Origin of the sequence: Rhodococcus sp. MS13, assembly GCF_013277835.1 — a bacterium.
GTDB classification, from domain to species: Bacteria; Actinomycetota; Actinomycetes; order Mycobacteriales; family Mycobacteriaceae; genus Rhodococcus_F; species Rhodococcus_F erythropolis.
Genome location: NZ_VBTL01000011.1, coordinates 621,880 through 638,785 on the forward strand (window position 1 = coordinate 621,880; position 16,906 = coordinate 638,785).

General features: G+C 62.0%; 13 protein-coding genes. 12 read left to right on the forward strand and 1 reads right to left on the reverse strand.

What is annotated here, in order from left to right; translation table 11 throughout:
- The first annotated feature begins 20 nt into the window (after window positions 1–20).
- From adh to FEZ59_RS24760, 6 genes are all read left to right on the forward strand, one after another.
- A complete protein-coding gene (gene adh, locus FEZ59_RS24735) occupies window positions 21–1,544 on the forward strand; it encodes an aldehyde dehydrogenase (RefSeq protein ID WP_007730158.1) in 1,524 nt (507 codons plus the stop codon).
- Between the two features lie 91 nt (window positions 1,545–1,635).
- Complete coding sequence (locus tag FEZ59_RS24740; protein WP_172933335.1) at window positions 1,636–2,196, forward strand: DUF779 domain-containing protein; 561 nt, start codon at window positions 1,636–1,638, stop codon at window positions 2,194–2,196.
- A gap of 165 nt (window positions 2,197–2,361) precedes the next feature.
- Window positions 2,362–3,834: an ethanolamine permease gene (gene eat, locus FEZ59_RS24745; RefSeq protein WP_003941913.1), complete on the forward strand. Its 1,473-nt coding sequence runs from the start codon at window positions 2,362–2,364 to the stop codon at window positions 3,832–3,834.
- Complete coding sequence (locus tag FEZ59_RS24750) at window positions 3,831–5,255, forward strand: ethanolamine ammonia-lyase subunit EutB (RefSeq protein WP_019744243.1); 1,425 nt, start codon at window positions 3,831–3,833, stop codon at window positions 5,253–5,255. The genes eat and FEZ59_RS24750 overlap by 4 nt, the downstream gene beginning before the upstream one ends.
- Window positions 5,252–6,025 (forward strand): ethanolamine ammonia-lyase subunit EutC, encoded by a 774-nt coding sequence (gene eutC / locus FEZ59_RS24755; RefSeq protein WP_019744242.1) that lies wholly within the window; start codon window positions 5,252–5,254, stop codon window positions 6,023–6,025. Before FEZ59_RS24750 ends, eutC begins: the two co-directional genes overlap by 4 nt.
- Window positions 6,026–6,107: 82 nt before the next feature.
- Window positions 6,108–7,406 carry an HAD-IB family phosphatase gene (locus FEZ59_RS24760; RefSeq protein WP_172933336.1) on the forward strand — a complete coding sequence of 433 codons (1,299 nt, stop codon included), beginning with the start codon at window positions 6,108–6,110 and terminating at the stop codon, window positions 7,404–7,406.
- A gap of 15 nt (window positions 7,407–7,421) precedes the next feature.
- Here FEZ59_RS24760 and FEZ59_RS24765 read toward each other — a convergent pair whose 3' ends face one another.
- Window positions 7,422–8,285 (reverse strand): glycosyltransferase, encoded by an 864-nt coding sequence (locus FEZ59_RS24765; protein WP_037125930.1) that lies wholly within the window; start codon window positions 8,283–8,285, stop codon window positions 7,422–7,424.
- A gap of 189 nt (window positions 8,286–8,474) precedes the next feature.
- Here FEZ59_RS24765 and FEZ59_RS24770 point away from each other — a divergent pair, with 189 nt between their 5' ends.
- The 6 genes from FEZ59_RS24770 (at window position 8,475) to FEZ59_RS24795 (ending at window position 16,905) form a co-directional block, all read left to right on the forward strand.
- Window positions 8,475–9,014: a hypothetical protein gene (locus tag FEZ59_RS24770; protein WP_019744240.1), complete on the forward strand. Its 540-nt coding sequence runs from the start codon at window positions 8,475–8,477 to the stop codon at window positions 9,012–9,014.
- A 327-nt stretch (window positions 9,015–9,341) separates the two neighbouring features.
- Entirely contained in the window at window positions 9,342–10,619 is a 1,278-nt protein-coding gene (locus FEZ59_RS24775; RefSeq protein WP_020906868.1) for an MFS transporter, read from the forward strand.
- Between the two features lie 207 nt (window positions 10,620–10,826).
- Window positions 10,827–12,464, forward strand: coding sequence for an AMP-binding protein (locus FEZ59_RS24780; RefSeq protein WP_080909949.1), 1,638 nt, complete (start codon window positions 10,827–10,829; stop codon window positions 12,462–12,464).
- A gap of 4 nt (window positions 12,465–12,468) precedes the next feature.
- A complete protein-coding gene (locus FEZ59_RS24785) occupies window positions 12,469–14,136 on the forward strand; it encodes a helix-turn-helix domain-containing protein (protein WP_020969015.1) in 1,668 nt (555 codons plus the stop codon).
- 108 nt (window positions 14,137–14,244) lie between these two features.
- Window positions 14,245–15,744 (forward strand): aldehyde dehydrogenase family protein, encoded by a 1,500-nt coding sequence (locus tag FEZ59_RS24790; protein ID WP_019744236.1) that lies wholly within the window; start codon window positions 14,245–14,247, stop codon window positions 15,742–15,744.
- 48 nt (window positions 15,745–15,792) lie between these two features.
- Entirely contained in the window at window positions 15,793–16,905 is a 1,113-nt protein-coding gene (locus FEZ59_RS24795) for an NDMA-dependent alcohol dehydrogenase (RefSeq protein ID WP_019744235.1), read from the forward strand.
- Window position 16,906 lies beyond the last annotated feature (1 nt).

Genomic DNA, 16,906 nt, shown 5'->3' on the forward strand with positions numbered 1-16,906 from the left:
CGTTTACATAGGAGCTTGCAATGACCGTGTACGCCCGCCCAGGTACCGCCGACGCGATCATGTCCTTCCAGTCTCGATACGACAACTGGATCGGCAACGAATGGGTTGCTCCGGTCAAGGGTCAGTACTTCGAGAACCCGACACCGGTGACCGGACAGAATTTCTGTGATGTGGCTCGTTCCACCGCAGAAGACATCGAGCTCGCTCTCGACGCAGCGCACGCAGCAGCTCCGGCCTGGGGCAAGACCTCGGTCGCCGAGCGCGCGATCATCTTGAACAAGATCGCTGATCGTATGGAGGAGAACCTCGAATCCATCGCACTCGCCGAGTCGTGGGACAACGGCAAGCCGATCCGCGAGACCCTCAACGCCGACATTCCGCTCGCCATCGATCACTTCCGCTACTTCGCGGGAGCTATTCGCGCACAGGAAGGTTCGCTTTCGGAGATCAACTCCGACACCGTGGCGTACCACTTCCACGAGCCGCTCGGCGTAGTCGGCCAGATCATTCCGTGGAACTTCCCGATCCTCATGGCCGTGTGGAAGCTCGCACCCGCCCTTGCTGCCGGCAATGCCATCGTGCTCAAGCCTGCCGAGCAGACACCCGTCTCGATCCTGCACCTCATCGGCATCATCGGTGACCTGCTGCCTGCCGGTGTGCTCAACATCGTCAACGGCTTCGGCGTCGAGGCCGGAAAGCCGCTCGCGTCGAGCCCGCGTATCAAGAAGATCGCGTTCACCGGTGAAACCACCACAGGTCGCCTGATCATGCAGTACGCGTCGCAGAACCTCATCCCCGTGACCCTCGAACTAGGTGGCAAGAGCCCCAACATCTTCTTCTCCGACGTCCTGGCCTCCAATGACGACTACCAGGACAAGGCACTCGAGGGCTTCACGATGTTCGCCCTCAACCAGGGCGAGGTCTGCACCTGCCCGTCACGTTCGCTGATCCAGGAAGACATCTTCGACGAGTTCCTCGCGATGGCCGCCATTCGCACCAAGGCTGTGCGCCAAGGGGATCCGCTCGACACCGACACCATGATCGGTGCCCAGGCCAGCAACGATCAGCTCGAGAAGATCCTCTCGTACATCGAGATCGGCAAGGCCGAAGGCGCCAAGGTCATCACCGGTGGTGAGCGGGCCGAACTCGGCGGAGACCTGTCCGGCGGCTACTACGTCCAGCCGACGGTGTTCACCGGCAACAACAAGATGCGCATCTTCCAGGAAGAGATCTTCGGACCCGTCGTCTCGGTCACCTCGTTCAAGGACTACGACGAGGCCATCGAAATCGCCAACGACACGCTCTACGGTTTGGGCGCCGGTGTCTGGTCCCGCGACGGCGGAGTTGCGTATCGAGCAGGCCGCGACATCCAGGCCGGTCGCGTCTGGACCAACACGTACCACCAGTACCCGGCACACGCCGCTTTCGGTGGATACAAGCAGTCCGGCATCGGCCGCGAGAACCACCTGATGATGCTCTCGCACTACCAGCAGACCAAGAACCTCCTGGTCAGCTACGCCCAGAAGGCTCAGGGCTTCTTCTGATCGACCCACCGGCACCCGTGAGCCCCTCGCTGCGGGTGCCGGTGCGCAAGACTGCAACACGCGAAACCTGCACAAACACACGGAGGTTGGAATGAGCGCCACGGACACACCCGATACCGGCGCCGTTCCACCCCGGTTGGTGACCACCGCTGGGGCGGCTGACCTGCTACGCCGCCTCAGCGGGACTCACGGCGAACTGATGATGCATCAATCCGGCGGATGCTGCGACGGCTCGGCCCCGATGTGTTATCCCTCAGGCGAATTCATCGTCGGGGACCGTGACGTACTACTCGGAATCGTCGATCTCCGACTTGCTGTCGGAGAGATTTCCGAAGACCTTCCCACCGGAACCGACGCTGTACAGGTCTGGATTTCCGGATCACAGTTCGAAGCCTGGAAGCACACCCAGTTGGTGCTGGACGTCGTGCCCGGCCGCGGCAGTGGATTCAGCCTGGAGTCTCCTGAAGGATTCAGATTCCTCAGTCGAGCAAGGGCGTTCACACCGGACGAAAACGAAGCACTCGGCGCTTCGAGCATTCTCGTAGGCGCTGATTGGGAAGCGGGCGTGCGTCCTTCGCCCCCGACGGTTCCCCAGGTCGTCGCCGAGGCCGTCGATGCCTGCCCGGTGCCGGGCGCGGCCGCCCGATCCTGAGAACGGCCGCCTGAAGAAGATCTGAACAGACTCGGGGCCGCTCACATGACAGCCAGTTAACAGCACGGTCATCTCCAGGCGACCTTCTCCGTACATCGCCCACATACCGTTCATTTCACGCGACGCATCCACCGTGCGTCGTCTCATTCTTGACCGATTCAGAGGATGGACATGTCTCTTTCCGACCACGCAACCGGCAAAAACGCCGGTGCCGCGGGTGCACACCACGACGGCGCAGACTTCCATGCGGAAGACAATTCGTATCTGGAGAAACGAACACTCCGAAAGGGAACAGCAGGGTGGGTGCTGCTTGCGGGGTTGGGTGTCAGCTATGTGATTTCCGGTGACTACGCCGGCTGGAACAACGGTCTGGCCGAAGGTGGTTTCGGTGGCCTTCTCATCGCGGCCGTCGTCATCGCGGGGATGTACCTGGCGATGGTGCTCGGTATGGCCGAGATGTCGTCGGCACTTCCTGCCGCTGGTGGTGGATACACGTTTGCCAGACGGGCCATGGGGCCCTGGGGTGGATTTGCCACCGGCACAGCAATTCTCATCGAGTACTCGATCGCGCCCGCAGCGATCGCGACCTTCATCGGTGCGTACGTCGAGTCCCTGAACCTGTTCGGGATCACCGACGGGTGGTGGGTGTACCTCGCGGTGTACGCGATCTTCATCGGCATTCACCTCACCGGCGCCGGTGAGGCACTCAAGGCGATGTTCATCATCACCGCCATTGCACTCGTCGGCCTGGTCGTGTTCGCGGTTTCGGCTGTCGGCCTTTTCGATTCGTCCAACCTCACCGATATCGCCGTCGACACCAGCGCAGTCGGATCCTCGTCGTTCCTGCCATTCGGTCTGCTCGGAATCTGGGCCGCCGTGCCCTTCGCGATCTGGTTCTTCCTTGCCGTCGAAGGTGTACCGCTGGCCGCCGAGGAAGCACGTGAGCCGGAGAAGAATGTCCCCCGCGGCATCATCATCAGCATGTTGATCCTGATCGTCACAGGCGCAACGGTTCTCTTCCTCGCCACCGGTGCGCTCGGCGCCGATGCCCTGTCCACCTCCGGAAATCCGCTCGTCGAGGCTCTGGGGGACAGCGGAGCGGCAAAGGCCGTCAACTACATCGGACTTGCCGGTCTGGTCGCGAGCTTCTTCTCGATCATGTACGCCTACTCACGTCAGACGTTTGCGCTCTCCCGCGCCGGCTACCTGCCGAAGAACCTGTCGGTGACCAACAAGCGCAAGGCCCCCACTCTCGCGCTCGTCGTTCCCGGAATCATCGGCTTCGCGCTCTCACTCACCGGTGAAGGTGCCATGTTGCTCAACATGGCGGTGTTCGGCGCGGCAGTCAGCTACGTCCTGATGATGGTGAGTCACATCGTTCTTCGTAAGCGTGAGCCGAACATGCCGCGCCCGTACCGCACGCCCGGCGGTATCGCCACCACCTCGTTTGCGCTCGTGATCGCGGCAGTGTCGGTGGTGGCCACCTTCCTGGTCGATCCCGTTGCGGCATTGCTGACGTTGGTTGCCTTCGGCGTTCTGATGGCGTACTTCGGTCTCTACAGTCGTCACCACCTTGTTGCCAACTCGCCGGACGAGGAGTTTGCTGTACTTGCACAGGCGGAAGAAGAATTGGGATGAGTCGCGGGATGGCCAAGTATCACCAGCAGGTATCCGGAACCAACTACTCGTTCGACGGTCTCGTCGATCTGATGGCAAAAGCGACACCACTGCGGTCGGGTGACGAACTAGCCGGTTGCGCGGCAAGCTCCGATGCTGAACGTGCTGCTGCCCAATGGGTTCTGGCTGATCTTCCGTTGACTGTGTTCCTCGAAGATCTGTTGGTTCCGTACGAGGACGACGAGGTGACCCGGCTCATCATCGACAGCCACGATCGCCTCGCATTTGCGCCGGTGGCCCACCTGACTGTTGGCGGATTACGGGACTGGCTGCTCGAGACTGCGTCGGCGCCGGAAGCTTCAGCACGCTTGTCTGCCGTGAGTCCCGGTCTGACCCCCGAGATGGTAGCCGCGGTCAGCAAGATCATGCGCAATCAGGACCTGATCGCCGTCGCCAAGGCCATCACGGTCACCGCGGGGTTCCGCACCACCATCGGACTGCCTGGACGGCTGAGCACCCGACTCCAGCCAAACCACCCGACGGACGATCCACGCGGCATTGCGGCGGCCACATTGGACGGTCTCCTGATGGGATGTGGCGACGCCGTCATCGGCATCAACCCTGCGACGGATTCACCCCAGGCCACCTCTGATCTGCTCCACCTGCTCGACGACATCCGTCAGCGATTCGAGATCCCGACTCAGTCGTGCGTGCTCTCTCACGTGACCACCACGATCGGACTGATCGAATCGGGGGTGCCGGTCGATCTTGTCTTCCAATCGATTGCCGGTACCGAAGGCGCCAATTCCGGTTTCGGAGTGAACATTCCGCTACTGCGCGAGGGTAACGAGGCCGGACGCTCCTTGAACCGCGGAACGGTCGGCAACAACGTCATGTACCTCGAGACAGGGCAGGGGTCCGCCCTCAGTTCGGGTGCCCACTACGGCACCGGCGGAGCCCCGGTCGATCAGCAGACACTCGAGACCAGGGCATACGCCGTGGCTCGAGATCTCGAGCCGCTGCTGGTCAACACGGTGGTCGGTTTCATCGGTCCCGAGTACCTCTACGACGGCAAGCAGATCATTCGCGCGGGCTTGGAGGATCACTTCTGCGGAAAACTCCTCGGGCTGCCGATGGGAGTGGACGTCTGCTACACCAACCACGCCGAAGCCGATCAAGACGACATGGACAACCTCCTCACCTTGCTGGGCGTCGCCGGCGCGGCGTTCGTGATCGCGGTGCCCGGCGCCGACGACGTGATGCTCGGCTATCAAAGTCTGGCGTTCCACGACGCGCTGTACGTGCGTAAGGTCCTCGGTTTGCAGCCCGCCCCGGAGTTCGAGACCTGGCTCCACAACTTGGGGATGACCGACGCAAACGGTCGGGTTCTTCCGATCGACGCCGAAATGTCGCCGCTGCGGGCTTTGACGGTGAACTCATGACCGAAGATCAGGCGCCGATCCTCGATTTCTGGGGTCCACTGCGCAAGACCACACAATCGCGTATCGGCTTGGGGCGTGCCGGAGATTCGTTGCCCACCAAGCGGGTTCTCGAATTCAAGGCAGCACACGCCGCAGCCCGCGACGCAGTGCACGAGCCACTCGATTCCGAGACTCTCGCCAGTCGGGTCGACGGGGTGGGTATCGGGGCACCGGTGGTGGTCGCGAGCAGCGTCTCCACTCGCAGCGAGTATCTCCGGAGACCCGACCTGGGGCGCCAGCCTGCTGACCTGAGCGCGATCAAGAGCTCCGACAAGGAAATCGGGTTCATCCTCGCCGACGGACTCTCCCCGCGAGCACTGATGGACCACGGCGAGCAACTACTGTCCGCTTTGGTCACGGTGTTGGGGGAGCGGTACTCGATTGCGCCGCCGGTGATCGCCACGAATGCCCGTGTGGCACTGGGTGATCACATCGCCGCCGCGATGGGAGTGCAGACGGCGATCGTCCTGATCGGCGAACGTCCAGGGCTCTCCGTTGCGGACAGCGTCGGGATCTATCTGACTCATCTTCCGCGCGTCGGTCGTACCGACGCGGATCGAAACTGCATTTCCAATGTCCACCCACCCGAGGGCCTCGGATACGAGCAGGCTGCTCGTGTCGTCCTGGGGTTGGTGACGGGAGCGCGCCAATTGGGCCGCTCCGGCGTCGACCTCAAGGACACCTCTCGCGCCGACGCCGTTGCGTCGGGAGAAGTGCTGACGCTCGACTAGTTGACAGCTGCACGGCATACCCGGGTCGATCGACACTCGGGTATGCCGTCGTACCCGAATCACGACGAAAATGAGGGAATCGATGTTCCGTTCGCTGCATGCCCGCGCCCTGTGTGCGTTGGCCGTAGGTAGTGTCCTGTTGAGTGCAACTGCATGTAATTCGGCCGAGAGTGCCACGAAAGAGGATGCGGCGCAGGGTAGTTCATCCTGCGCGGCGTTGGATCCCAGTCTGGCGTGGTACGGCGACAACCGTGTGAGGTTGGATGCCATGATGACGGAGTTCGGAACGTGTGGAGCTGCAGGTGATGTCGATGACGGCGCTCCGTTGGCGCTCTTCGACTGGGACAACACAGTTGTCAAGAACGACATCGGAAGCGCCACTGCATTCTGGATGATCAAGAACAACAAGGTGTTACAGCCCGCCGGAGCGGACTGGGCAACCACCAGTCGCTTCATGGCTCCAGCCGGCGCTGCCGCACTTTCCGCCGCGTGTGGCTCGGAGACCGCTCCGGGTCAACCCTTGGTAACCAGTACCGACTTGGACTGCGCTGACGAGATCGTTGCGGTACTCGAGGAGAAGACTCGCGACGGACAGGTTGCATTCGACGGCTACGATCACCGCCGGACCAAGGCTGCATACGCGTGGGCGGTGCAGTTGATGGCAGGGCACACCGAGGACGAGATCACCGAGTACGCCCGCGCAGCGCGTGCTGAGAATCTCGCTGCTGCAGAAGGATCCGATCAGACCGTCGGTACCACGGAAGTCGACGGCTCGGTGCGTTACTACGCGCAAATCGAAGATTTGGTGAAAACCCTCGGCGCTCATGGATTCGACGTGCGGATCATCTCCGCGTCGGCCGAACCGGTCGTTCGTGTCTGGTCGGAGCAGCTGGGATTGGATGCCGATCACGTGATGGGAGTTCGGCCGATCGTCGAGGGCGGCGTTCTGACGGGGCGCCTGCGGGGATGTGGTGGGGTTGCGGACGGTGACGACTCGGTCATTCCGTACATCGATGGGAAGCGGTGTCAGGTCAACGAGGTTGTCTACGGGGTCCAAGGGCCTACGGCGTTCGAGCAGTTGCCTGCCGATCGGCGTCAGGTGTTTGCTGCCGGTGATTCTGTCACCGACGTGACGTTCCTCGGAGATGCGACCGGTGCGCGCCTGGTGATCAACCGCAACAATCCCGAACTGATGTGCAATGCCTACGACAACAGTGACGGAAAATGGCTGGTCAACCCCATGTTCATCGAACCGAAAGCACAGACGGATGCTCCCTATCACTGCTCGACCGATGCCTACACCGACGCGGCCGGGGCCAAAGGCGCCGTGACTCGTGCGGACGGCAGCGTGATCCCCGATCAGGCCGATACCGTCGCCTGAAACGATATCGGGCGCTCAGAAGTAGAAGGTGCGATTCCTGGCGGCGCATTTGAGCTTGCCCACCTGTAAACCGGCAAAGGCGATCCATCGACCCCGCGGCATTCCGCTGAGCCTTTGTGGAATCAACGGATTCAGCAAGATTAGGCCGGCAAGAGTGGTGAGCGAAGATTTTATCGTCGGTCGTCGGACCCCGTAGTCACGAAATGCAAGAAATAGCTCGACTTCAGCCATACCGTACGACACGGTCTGGTGCCATGTTCCGCTAAGGGTTGATCGAAGCCGGTAGGCGACGGTTGCCTTAGGCGCGTGGGCGAAGGACAGGCCTGAGATCTGGGCTCGCCACGAAAACTCGACATCCTCGCCCGCTGTCATCGATTCGTCAAAGCCGCCGATCGAATCGAAGGCGCGCTTCCAGATTCCAATGTTGCAACCCATCGCAGAAGGAAGAAAGCGGCCGAGAACCAGCCCGTCCGTCGAGGAAAACGGTCGCCACGAATGCACTTCCGGCGAATTGATCGATTCTGATTCCACGCCGCCGGCAATCAGATCTGCGAATTCGGCCGAAAGAAGCAGCTGGGTCAGCCAGGAGCTGTGGACGCGGTCGTCACCGTCGCAAAATGCAAGAAATTGCCCACGCGCATTTGCCGACCCATTGTTCCGGGCAAAGCTGATTCCAGCTCTCTGAGAAGAATCTATATATCGAAGGTCGAGCTCAGCCGTGAGCGGGTGATTTGCAATGTGCTGTTCGAGACCGTCTGTCGATCCATTGTCACTCACGATGACCTCGAAAACTCCGCCGAAGTTCTGCTCGCTCAACGCAGTCAGCTGGACGTCGATGTATTTCATGACGTTTAGGCAGGGGATTATCACAGACACCATCGGAGCTATCACGCTGCAAACATACCGGATCGTCCGAATTGTCAGTCGGGGAGCCCCTCGTCAGCTGCTCGACACATGGCAAAGTGTGTGTGATCTGATTCTTTCGAGCCCTTCACTGGGCTTCGGAGACCCAGGGGTGTCCGCTGACATGCTGGAGCCGCAGAGGCGGCACGTGAGTAGGAGAAATTGATGGCCTTCGCTGGCAATGTGGACGAACTGGCGCTGCTCCAAGCAGTACGTCTCAAGGAGCGGGTCGGAGCGGTTGTACTGGCCGAGCACTTGGGCGTCAGTGCAGCGTCCGGTCAAGCTGCGTACGACGCACTTGTCGCGCAGGGTAAAGCGGCCGAAGCAGAAGGTGCCATCAGCCTGACCGAGAAAGGCCTCGCGGAACTCGAAGATCAGTTGGACGCTGAGCGGGTCTCGATCGACGAGGACTCCATCGGCGAAGTGTACGAGGCTTTCGTTCCGCTGGACGAGGAGTTCGTTGCACTTATCGACGACGCAGACGCGAATTCCCTTGCCGAGCTGGACCGCCGGGCTGCAAACCTGTTCGACGATTTGTCGGCATTCGTTCCGCGGTTGTCCCGCTACCAGGATCTCTTCTCGGATGCTCTCGCGAAAGTTCAAGCGGGGGAGTCCAAGTGGATTTCAGAACCGATCATCGACTCCTATGCCACGGTGTGGGGAGAGATCCGTCAGGAGCTTTTCGGGGCTGCCGGAAAGGCTTGATTCGTAGCGCTGGACCTGACGCAGTTCAGCGTGGGCCGTCCGATTCGTGTGAACGAATCGGACGGCCCACGGCATGTGAAGAGCGGTGAAACTCGTTACCATTGCATACAAGTCGTGACCTAGATCACTCCTACCCCCTTTCGGGGGTAGTGCAGGGGTGAGCCACATCACTACCTTTCCTCCTATCGACGGTGATGCCCACAGGGCGACACCACGGGACCACGGAGGAATCGAGTGACCACAGTCTCTCCCACAGGCGGCAACAGCGCCGCCGGCGCCGGGGGTGCGAGTGCCGCAGGCGCGACACAACCCCCGCAGACCACCAGTGTGCGGCGCGTCGCGATCGCGAGCTGCATCGGCACGACCATCGAGTTCTACGACTTCTTCATCTACGGAACTGCTGCGGCACTTGTCTTTCCGACGGTATTCTTCCCCGCGCTCGGTGCCACCGCGGGAACCGTCGCATCGTTTGCGACCTTCGCAGTCGCATTCATCGCCCGGCCCGTCGGCGCAATGCTGTTCGGACACTTCGGTGATCGCATCGGTCGCAAGAAGACTCTGATCTCGACGCTCCTGCTCATGGGTATCTCGACGCTCCTGATCGGCTTGCTGCCCGGTGCGGCAACCATCGGTGTTGCGGCTCCGATCATCCTGGTGCTCTTGCGATTCGGCCAAGGCTTCGCGGTCGGTGGTGAATGGGCAGGCGCAACTCTGCTCACCGCGGAATACGCCCCACCGGGCAAACGTGGTCTGTATGCGATGTTCCCGCAGCTCGGCCCCGCAATCGCCTTCGTGCTCTCGAGCAGTACATTCCTCATCACCGGCGCTGTTCTCGGCGATACCAACCAAGCCTTCCTCGACTACGGCTGGCGTATCCCGTTCTTGTTCTCCATCGTGTTGGTCGGCATCGGCCTCTACATGCGACTCGCTATCGAGGAGACCCCGGTCTTCAAGGCGGAGCAGGCAGAGCGCGTTGCAGAGCAGAAGAACGAAGCACCTCGCACCCTCCCGTTCCTGGATGCCTGGCGGTTCCAGACCAAGGAAATCCTGCTCTCGGCCGGCGCCCTCGCTTGCCTGTTCGCGTTCTTCTACATGGGCACGGCGTTCCTCACGAGCTACGGAACCAAGACCCTCGGCTTCTCCCGCCCGTTCGTCCTGTCGGTCGGTATCGCGTCCGCCTTCGTCTTCGGTGCGGCGATCATCGTCTCCGCCTTGTACTCGGACCGCATCGGGCGTCGCAAGGTCATCATGATCTCTTGTGGTCTGGCTGTGGTGTGGGCGCTCATTCTGTTCCCGCTCCTGGACACCGGAACACCGATCGCGTTCATCCTCGGAATGTTCGGCACGCTGATGATCTTCGGAATCGCGTACGGCCCCTGTGGTGCGCTGCTTCCGGAAATGTTCCAGACCCGCTACCGCTACACCGGTGCCGGCCTCGGCTACAACCTCGCCGGAGTGCTCGGCGGCGCAGTGCCGCCGCTGATCGCCGCACCGCTGGCCTCGGCCTACGGGAGTATGGCCATCGGAATCATGTTGGCAATCCTCGGCGTGGTGAGTCTGGTCTGCACCTGGGCGCTCGTCGAGACCAAGGACCACGCCCTGTAAACACTGTGCGCCTTTATTAACCGCCGGCGGTTAATAAAGGCGCACAGCAGGCGGGTGGGGTGTCCGGACTTCGAACAGTTACAGGCACCCCGCACCGGGAAGTATGTCGTGCATCACACCGAATCGAGTAAATTCGTAGATGAGAGGGTCCGCTGCGGCGGCCCCTCTCATAGGTGCCTGAACAGGTAACCGGAGAGGACAGAACACATGAGTACGCCGCTGCCCAGCTATACGTCCGGAGTATGGGACGGTCCGATGCTGGGCGACACCATCGGAGACAACCTCGATCGCACGGTTGCCGCACACGGCGACCGCGATGCGTTGATCGACCACGCCAGCGGTCGACGATGGACGTACCGGGAGTTCGCCGAGCAGGTGAACGGGCTCGCTGCCGGACTACTTTCCCGTGGTGTGGGGAAGGGCGACCGAGTGGGAATCTGGGCTCCCAACTGTCCGGAATGGACGTTCACGCAATACGCGACGGCAAAGATCGGCGCGATCCTGGTCAACATCAATCCGGCGTACCGCTCGCACGAGTTGCAGTACGTGCTCGAGCAGGCCGGAATCTCGACGCTGGTGTCTGCGGCCAGCTTCAAGACCTCGGACTACGCGTCGATGATCGAGACGGTGCGGCCGCAGTGCCCGGATCTGACTTCGGTGCTCCTGCTCGGTTCACCCGAGTGGGACGCGGTGCTTGCCGACGGGTTGGCGGCCCAGGCCAGCGATCCGGCTCCGCTCGCAGCTGCCCAAGCCGCGCTGTCGGCCGACGACGCGATCAACATCCAATACACCTCGGGCACTACCGGTTTCCCGAAGGGCGCGACGCTCAGCCACCACAACATCCTCAACAACGGCTACTTCGTCGGCGAGTTGTGCCACTACAGCGAGGTCGATCGGGTGTGCATCCCGGTGCCGTTCTATCACTGCTTCGGCATGGTGATGGGCAACCTTGCGTGCACCAGTCATGGTGCTGCCATGGTCATTCCGGGCCCCGCCTTCGATCCGCGCGCTTCGCTCGAGGCCGTCCAGGCCGAAAAGTGCACGTCCCTCTACGGCGTTCCGACGATGTTCATTGCCGAGTTGGCGCTGCCGGACTTCGACAGCTTCGATCTGTCGTCCCTTCGCACCGGCATCATGGCGGGTTCGCCCTGCCCGGTCGAAGTGATGAAGCAGGTCATCGATCGCATGGGCATGGCAGAGGTGTCCATCTGCTATGGCATGACCGAGACGTCGCCGGTGTCGCTGCAGACCCGCTCGGACGATTCGATCGAGCAGCGCACCGAAACCGTCGGTCGGGTGGGGCCGCACCTCGAGATCAAGATCGTCGATCCGGCAACCGGACTGACGGTGCCGCGCGGCGAGCCGGGCGAACTGTGCACGCGTGGTTACTCGGTCATGCTCGGCTACTGGGAGAACCCGGAGAAGACCGCCGAGGCTATCGACGCTGCCCGGTGGATGCACACCGGAGACATCGGAGTCATGGACGAGGCCGGATACGTCGCTATCACGGGACGCATCAAGGACATGGTCATCCGCGGTGGTGAGAACGTATATCCGCGTGAGATCGAGGAGTTCCTTTACACCCATCCCGACATTCTCGACGCGCAGGTCATCGGTGTGCCGGACGCCAAGTACGGCGAGGAATTGATGGTGTGGGTCCAGATGCGCGAAGGTGCAGACGATCTGGACGCCGATTCGGTCCGTGCCTTCTGCACCGGCAAGCTCGCGCACTACAAGATTCCGCGGTATGTCCATGTCGTGGACGAGTTCCCGATGACAGTCACGGGCAAGGTCCGCAAGATCGCGATGCGAGAACAGGCGATCGAATTGATCGGTCAGGCCTGAGCATATGTCCGCGAACCCAGGGGAGCGTGAGCCGGTACGCCCCGAGATCGCGCTCTCCTGGAAGCGTTCTCGACTGAGTGGCCTCGATCCGTCGTCGGCAATCGCCGTGGACACCGAGGAGCAAGACGGCGAGTCTCGTCTGCTCCGGGCCGCCGCGCCCGTGCTCGACGAGGTGTCGCAACAGATCGCGGGCACCGGTTTCTGTGTGCTGCTTGCTGATCGAGAATGTCGCGTGGTCGCTTCGGTGTACTCCGACAGCCGCGTCGAGCGGACGATCGAGCGGTTGGGCGTCGTCAACGGTTCACGCTTCGGTGAAGAGCACGCCGGTACCAATGCACTCGGCACGCCGCTCGAGGTAGGTCGAAGTGTGGTGATCCACGGGGACGAGCATTTCCTCGACAGCCTCAAGGGATTGAGCTGCTACGGCCAGCCGATCCTGCATCCCGTCACACGTCGCGTCGAGGGTATTCTCGACATGACCGGCGTTGTCTCGCAGGCCAACCCGCTGTTCGCGCCCTTCCTTGCGCGTGCTGCGGCGGATATCGAGAAACGACTGCTCGAAGGCTCCAAAGCGTCGGAGCAGCGGCTGGTCGACGCATTCCAGCGAGTTTCACATCAGCGCCACATTGCCGTCGCGGCCATCGGTGACGACATCCTGCTGAGCAACCGAACGGCCTTGGATCTGCTCGACACCGCCGACCACGTATCACTCCGGTCCTTGATCGCCGATCTCAATCCTGATCAATCAAGGCTTGTGACAGTCGAATTGGCGTCCGGTGCGCTGGCGCGAGTTCAAGCCGACCGGATTTCCGGGGCCGACGGCGGCGCACTCTTCCTGGTCGAACCACTCCAGCGGGAACGGGCGCCCATCCGCAGAACCCACGAGCGGGCACCATCTCCGGGCGAACGACTGCGCCGCGACCTGATGCGGGCGCGGGCGTCGTCGTCCGCAGTTGCCATCTCGGGTGAAGCAGGTTCCGGTCGAACTTCGGCAGCATCGGACGTGGTCGGGAGCGTCGACGCCAGTTGGCACGATGCCACGCGGATCGCGTTCGACGGCCGTGAGCAGTGGATCACCGATCTTGTGCGAGCAGCCCGTAAGCGTTCGGGCGTGGTCGTGATCGAACAGGTGCAGCTCCTTCCCGATTCGGTGTTGCCGCTGGTCGCAGACCTGATCGATGCCAGCGCCGAGGGGCCGAAGATCGTACTGACCAGCGGGGCGGCAGTTGATCTTCCGCCGACCATCGCGGCGCTGCTTTCACGATGCGCCTCCAGGGTTGTCATCACCCCTCTGCGCGAGCGACAGGCTGAGATCGCCGAGTTGGCTCAGGTGATGTTGGAGGGGATCTCGCCCGAGTTGAGGTTGACCGCCAGCGCTGCCGAAGCGCTCGCTGCGGCCAGTTGGCCGGGCAACCTGGCCGAATTGCGCGTCGTGTTGAATCGGGCCTCAGGTGAACGCTCGAGTAATCGCATCGACGTCGTCGATCTGCCCGAGGACTATCGCACCACGGCCAAGGTGTCGCGGTTGGCAGGGCGGGAGAAGGCCGAGCGCCAGGCGATCATCGGAGCGTTGAAAGACTGCGGCGGCAACAAGGTTCACGCGTCGGCGCAACTCGGAATCAGCCGAAGCACTCTCTACACACGGATGCGGGCGCTCGACATCACTGTGTAGTTTGCTGTCCGAATTGAGTTGTACAAAGTTCGGACAGTTAGCACCCCCGGAAGCGCGGAAGTATGGCGTGCATCACATTCGCACCTCACTACTTCAGGGGAGTTTCCGATGACGGCAGTAGCCGAACACACCATCAGTTCCGCGGTACAGGGTTTCCTGAACGGACCGAAGAAGCTCTACATCGGCGGCGAATTCGTCGACGCCGCTTCGGGTCAGACCTTCGCGACGTACAACCCGGCTGACGGACAGAAGCTCGCAGACGTGGCACACGGCCAGGCCGAAGACATCGACCGCGCGGTACGCGCCGCCCGAACGGCTTTCGAGGACGGCCCCTGGTCTCGGATGAAGGCAAACGAGCGCGAGCGGATGATCTGGCGCGTCGGCGACATTCTCAGTGCTCGTGCCGAGGAATTCGGTCAGCTCGAAGCTCTCGACAACGGCAAGTCCGTTGCCATCGCCACCGCCGTCGACGTGGCTTGGGCTGCAGACGTTTTCCGCTACTACGCGGGTTGGGCCACCAAGATCGAAGGCAGCACCGTCAACGTGTCGATGCCCTTCTCTCCGGGTGGCGAGTTCCACGCCTACACCCTGCGTGAGGCAATCGGCGTCTGTGGACTGATCGTGCCGTGGAACTTCCCGCTGCTGATGTCGTCGTGGAAGCTCGCCCCCGCGCTCGCCGCCGGCAACACGGTGATCCTCAAGCCCGCTGAGCAGACCCCGCTCACCGCACTGCTTCTCGCGGAGGTCTTCGAAGAAGCAGGCTTCCCGCCCGGCGTCGTCAACATCGTTCCCGGCTTCGGCGATGCAGGTGCTGCACTGTCCGGCCACGACGACGTGGACAAGGTCGCGTTCACCGGTTCCACCGAGGTGGGTAAGAAGATCGTCGACGCCGCCAAGGGCAACCTGAAGAAGGTTACGCTCGAGCTCGGTGGCAAGAGCCCCAACATCGTATTCGCCGACGCGGATTTCGATTCCGCGGTGGAGGGTTCACTCAACGCCTGGCTGTTCAACCACGGTCAGTGCTGCGTTGCGGGTACCCGTCTGTACGTCGAGGACACCATCTTCGAGAAGTTCACCGAGGCCGTCGCGCACGCAGCGAGCCAGGTCAAGATCGGACCCGGCCTCGATCCCACCACCCAGCTCGGACCGCTGGTCTCGCAGGAGCAGTTCGACAAGGTCACCGGTTACCTCCGTGAGGGAATCGCCGACGGCGCACGTGCACTCACCGGCGGTAACCGCTGGGGCGATCAGGGCTACTTCGTCGAGCCCACTGTCTTCGTCGACGTCAAGCCCGAATTCTCCATAGTTCAGGAGGAGATCTTCGGACCCGTCGTGGCAGCGCTGCCGTTCAACGCGGACGACGGACCCATCACTGCCGCAAACGATTCCATCTACGGACTTGCCGCCGGCATCTGGACCCGTGACATTTCCAAGGCCCACCGCACGGCCAAGCGTCTCAAGGCTGGCTCGGTGTGGATCAACCAGTACAACGGCTTCGACACCGCAATGCCTTTCGGCGGATACAAGCAGTCCGGTTGGGGCCGCGAACTGGGCGCTTCGGCTATCGATCTCTACACCCAGACCAAGGCCGTCAACATCGCCCTCTGACCGACCCCCATCGCTCATTCTCTCGTCCGACAATCAAGGAGATCACCAGTGAAGACCAAAGCTGCTGTACTGCTCGAGCCCGGAAAGCCTTTCGAGATCATGGAACTCGACCTCGACGGACCAGGGGTGGGTGAGGTACTGATCAAGTACACCGCTGCCGGACTGTGCCATTCGGATCTGCATCTGACCGACGGTGATCTCCCGCCGCGTTACCCGATTGTCGGCGGACACGAAGGCTCGGGCATCATCGAAGAGGTCGGACCCGGCGTCACGAAGGTCAAGCCGGGCGACCACGTCGTGTGTAGCTTCATCCCCAACTGCGGCACCTGTCGCTACTGCTCGACCGGTCGCCAGAACCTTTGTGACATGGGTGCCACCATCCTCGAAGGTTCGATGACGGACGGTTCCTTCCGTTTCCACGGCAACGGAATGGATTTCGGCGGAATGTGCATGCTCGGAACATTCTCCGAGCGCGCCACCATTTCTCAGCACTCGGTGGTCAAGATCGACGATTGGCTTCCCTTGGAGACAGCAGTGGTCGTCGGCTGCGGCGTGCCTTCGGGTTGGGGAACGGCAGTCAACGCCGGTAACCTTCGCGCCGGTGACACCGCTGTGATCTACGGCATCGGTGGCCTCGGCATCAACGCCGTCCAGGGCGCCGTTTCGGCCGGCTGCAAGTATGTCGTAGTGGTCGACCCGGTTGCTCTCAAGCGTGAGACCGCACTGAAGTTCGGTGCTACCCATGCCTTTGCAGACGCCGAGAGCGCTGCTGCCAAGGTCAACGAGCTGACGTGGGGACAGGGCGCCGACGCGGCGCTCATCCTTGTCGGCACCGTCGACGAGGACGTGGTCAGTGCAGCGACAGCAGTGATCGGCAAGGGCGGCACCGTGGTGATCACGGGTCTCGCCGATCCGGCCAAGTTGACCGTGCACGTGTCGGGAACCGATCTGACGCTGAACCAGAAGACGATCAAGGGCACATTGTTCGGATCAATGAACCCGCAGTACGACATCGTGCGTTTGCTTCGTCTCTACGATGCGGGTCAGCTCAAGCTCGACGAACTGATCACCAACACCTACAGCCTCGAAGACGTCAACCAGGGCTACCAGGATCTGCGTGATGGCAAGAACATCCGTGGCGTGATCATTCACGACAAGTAGG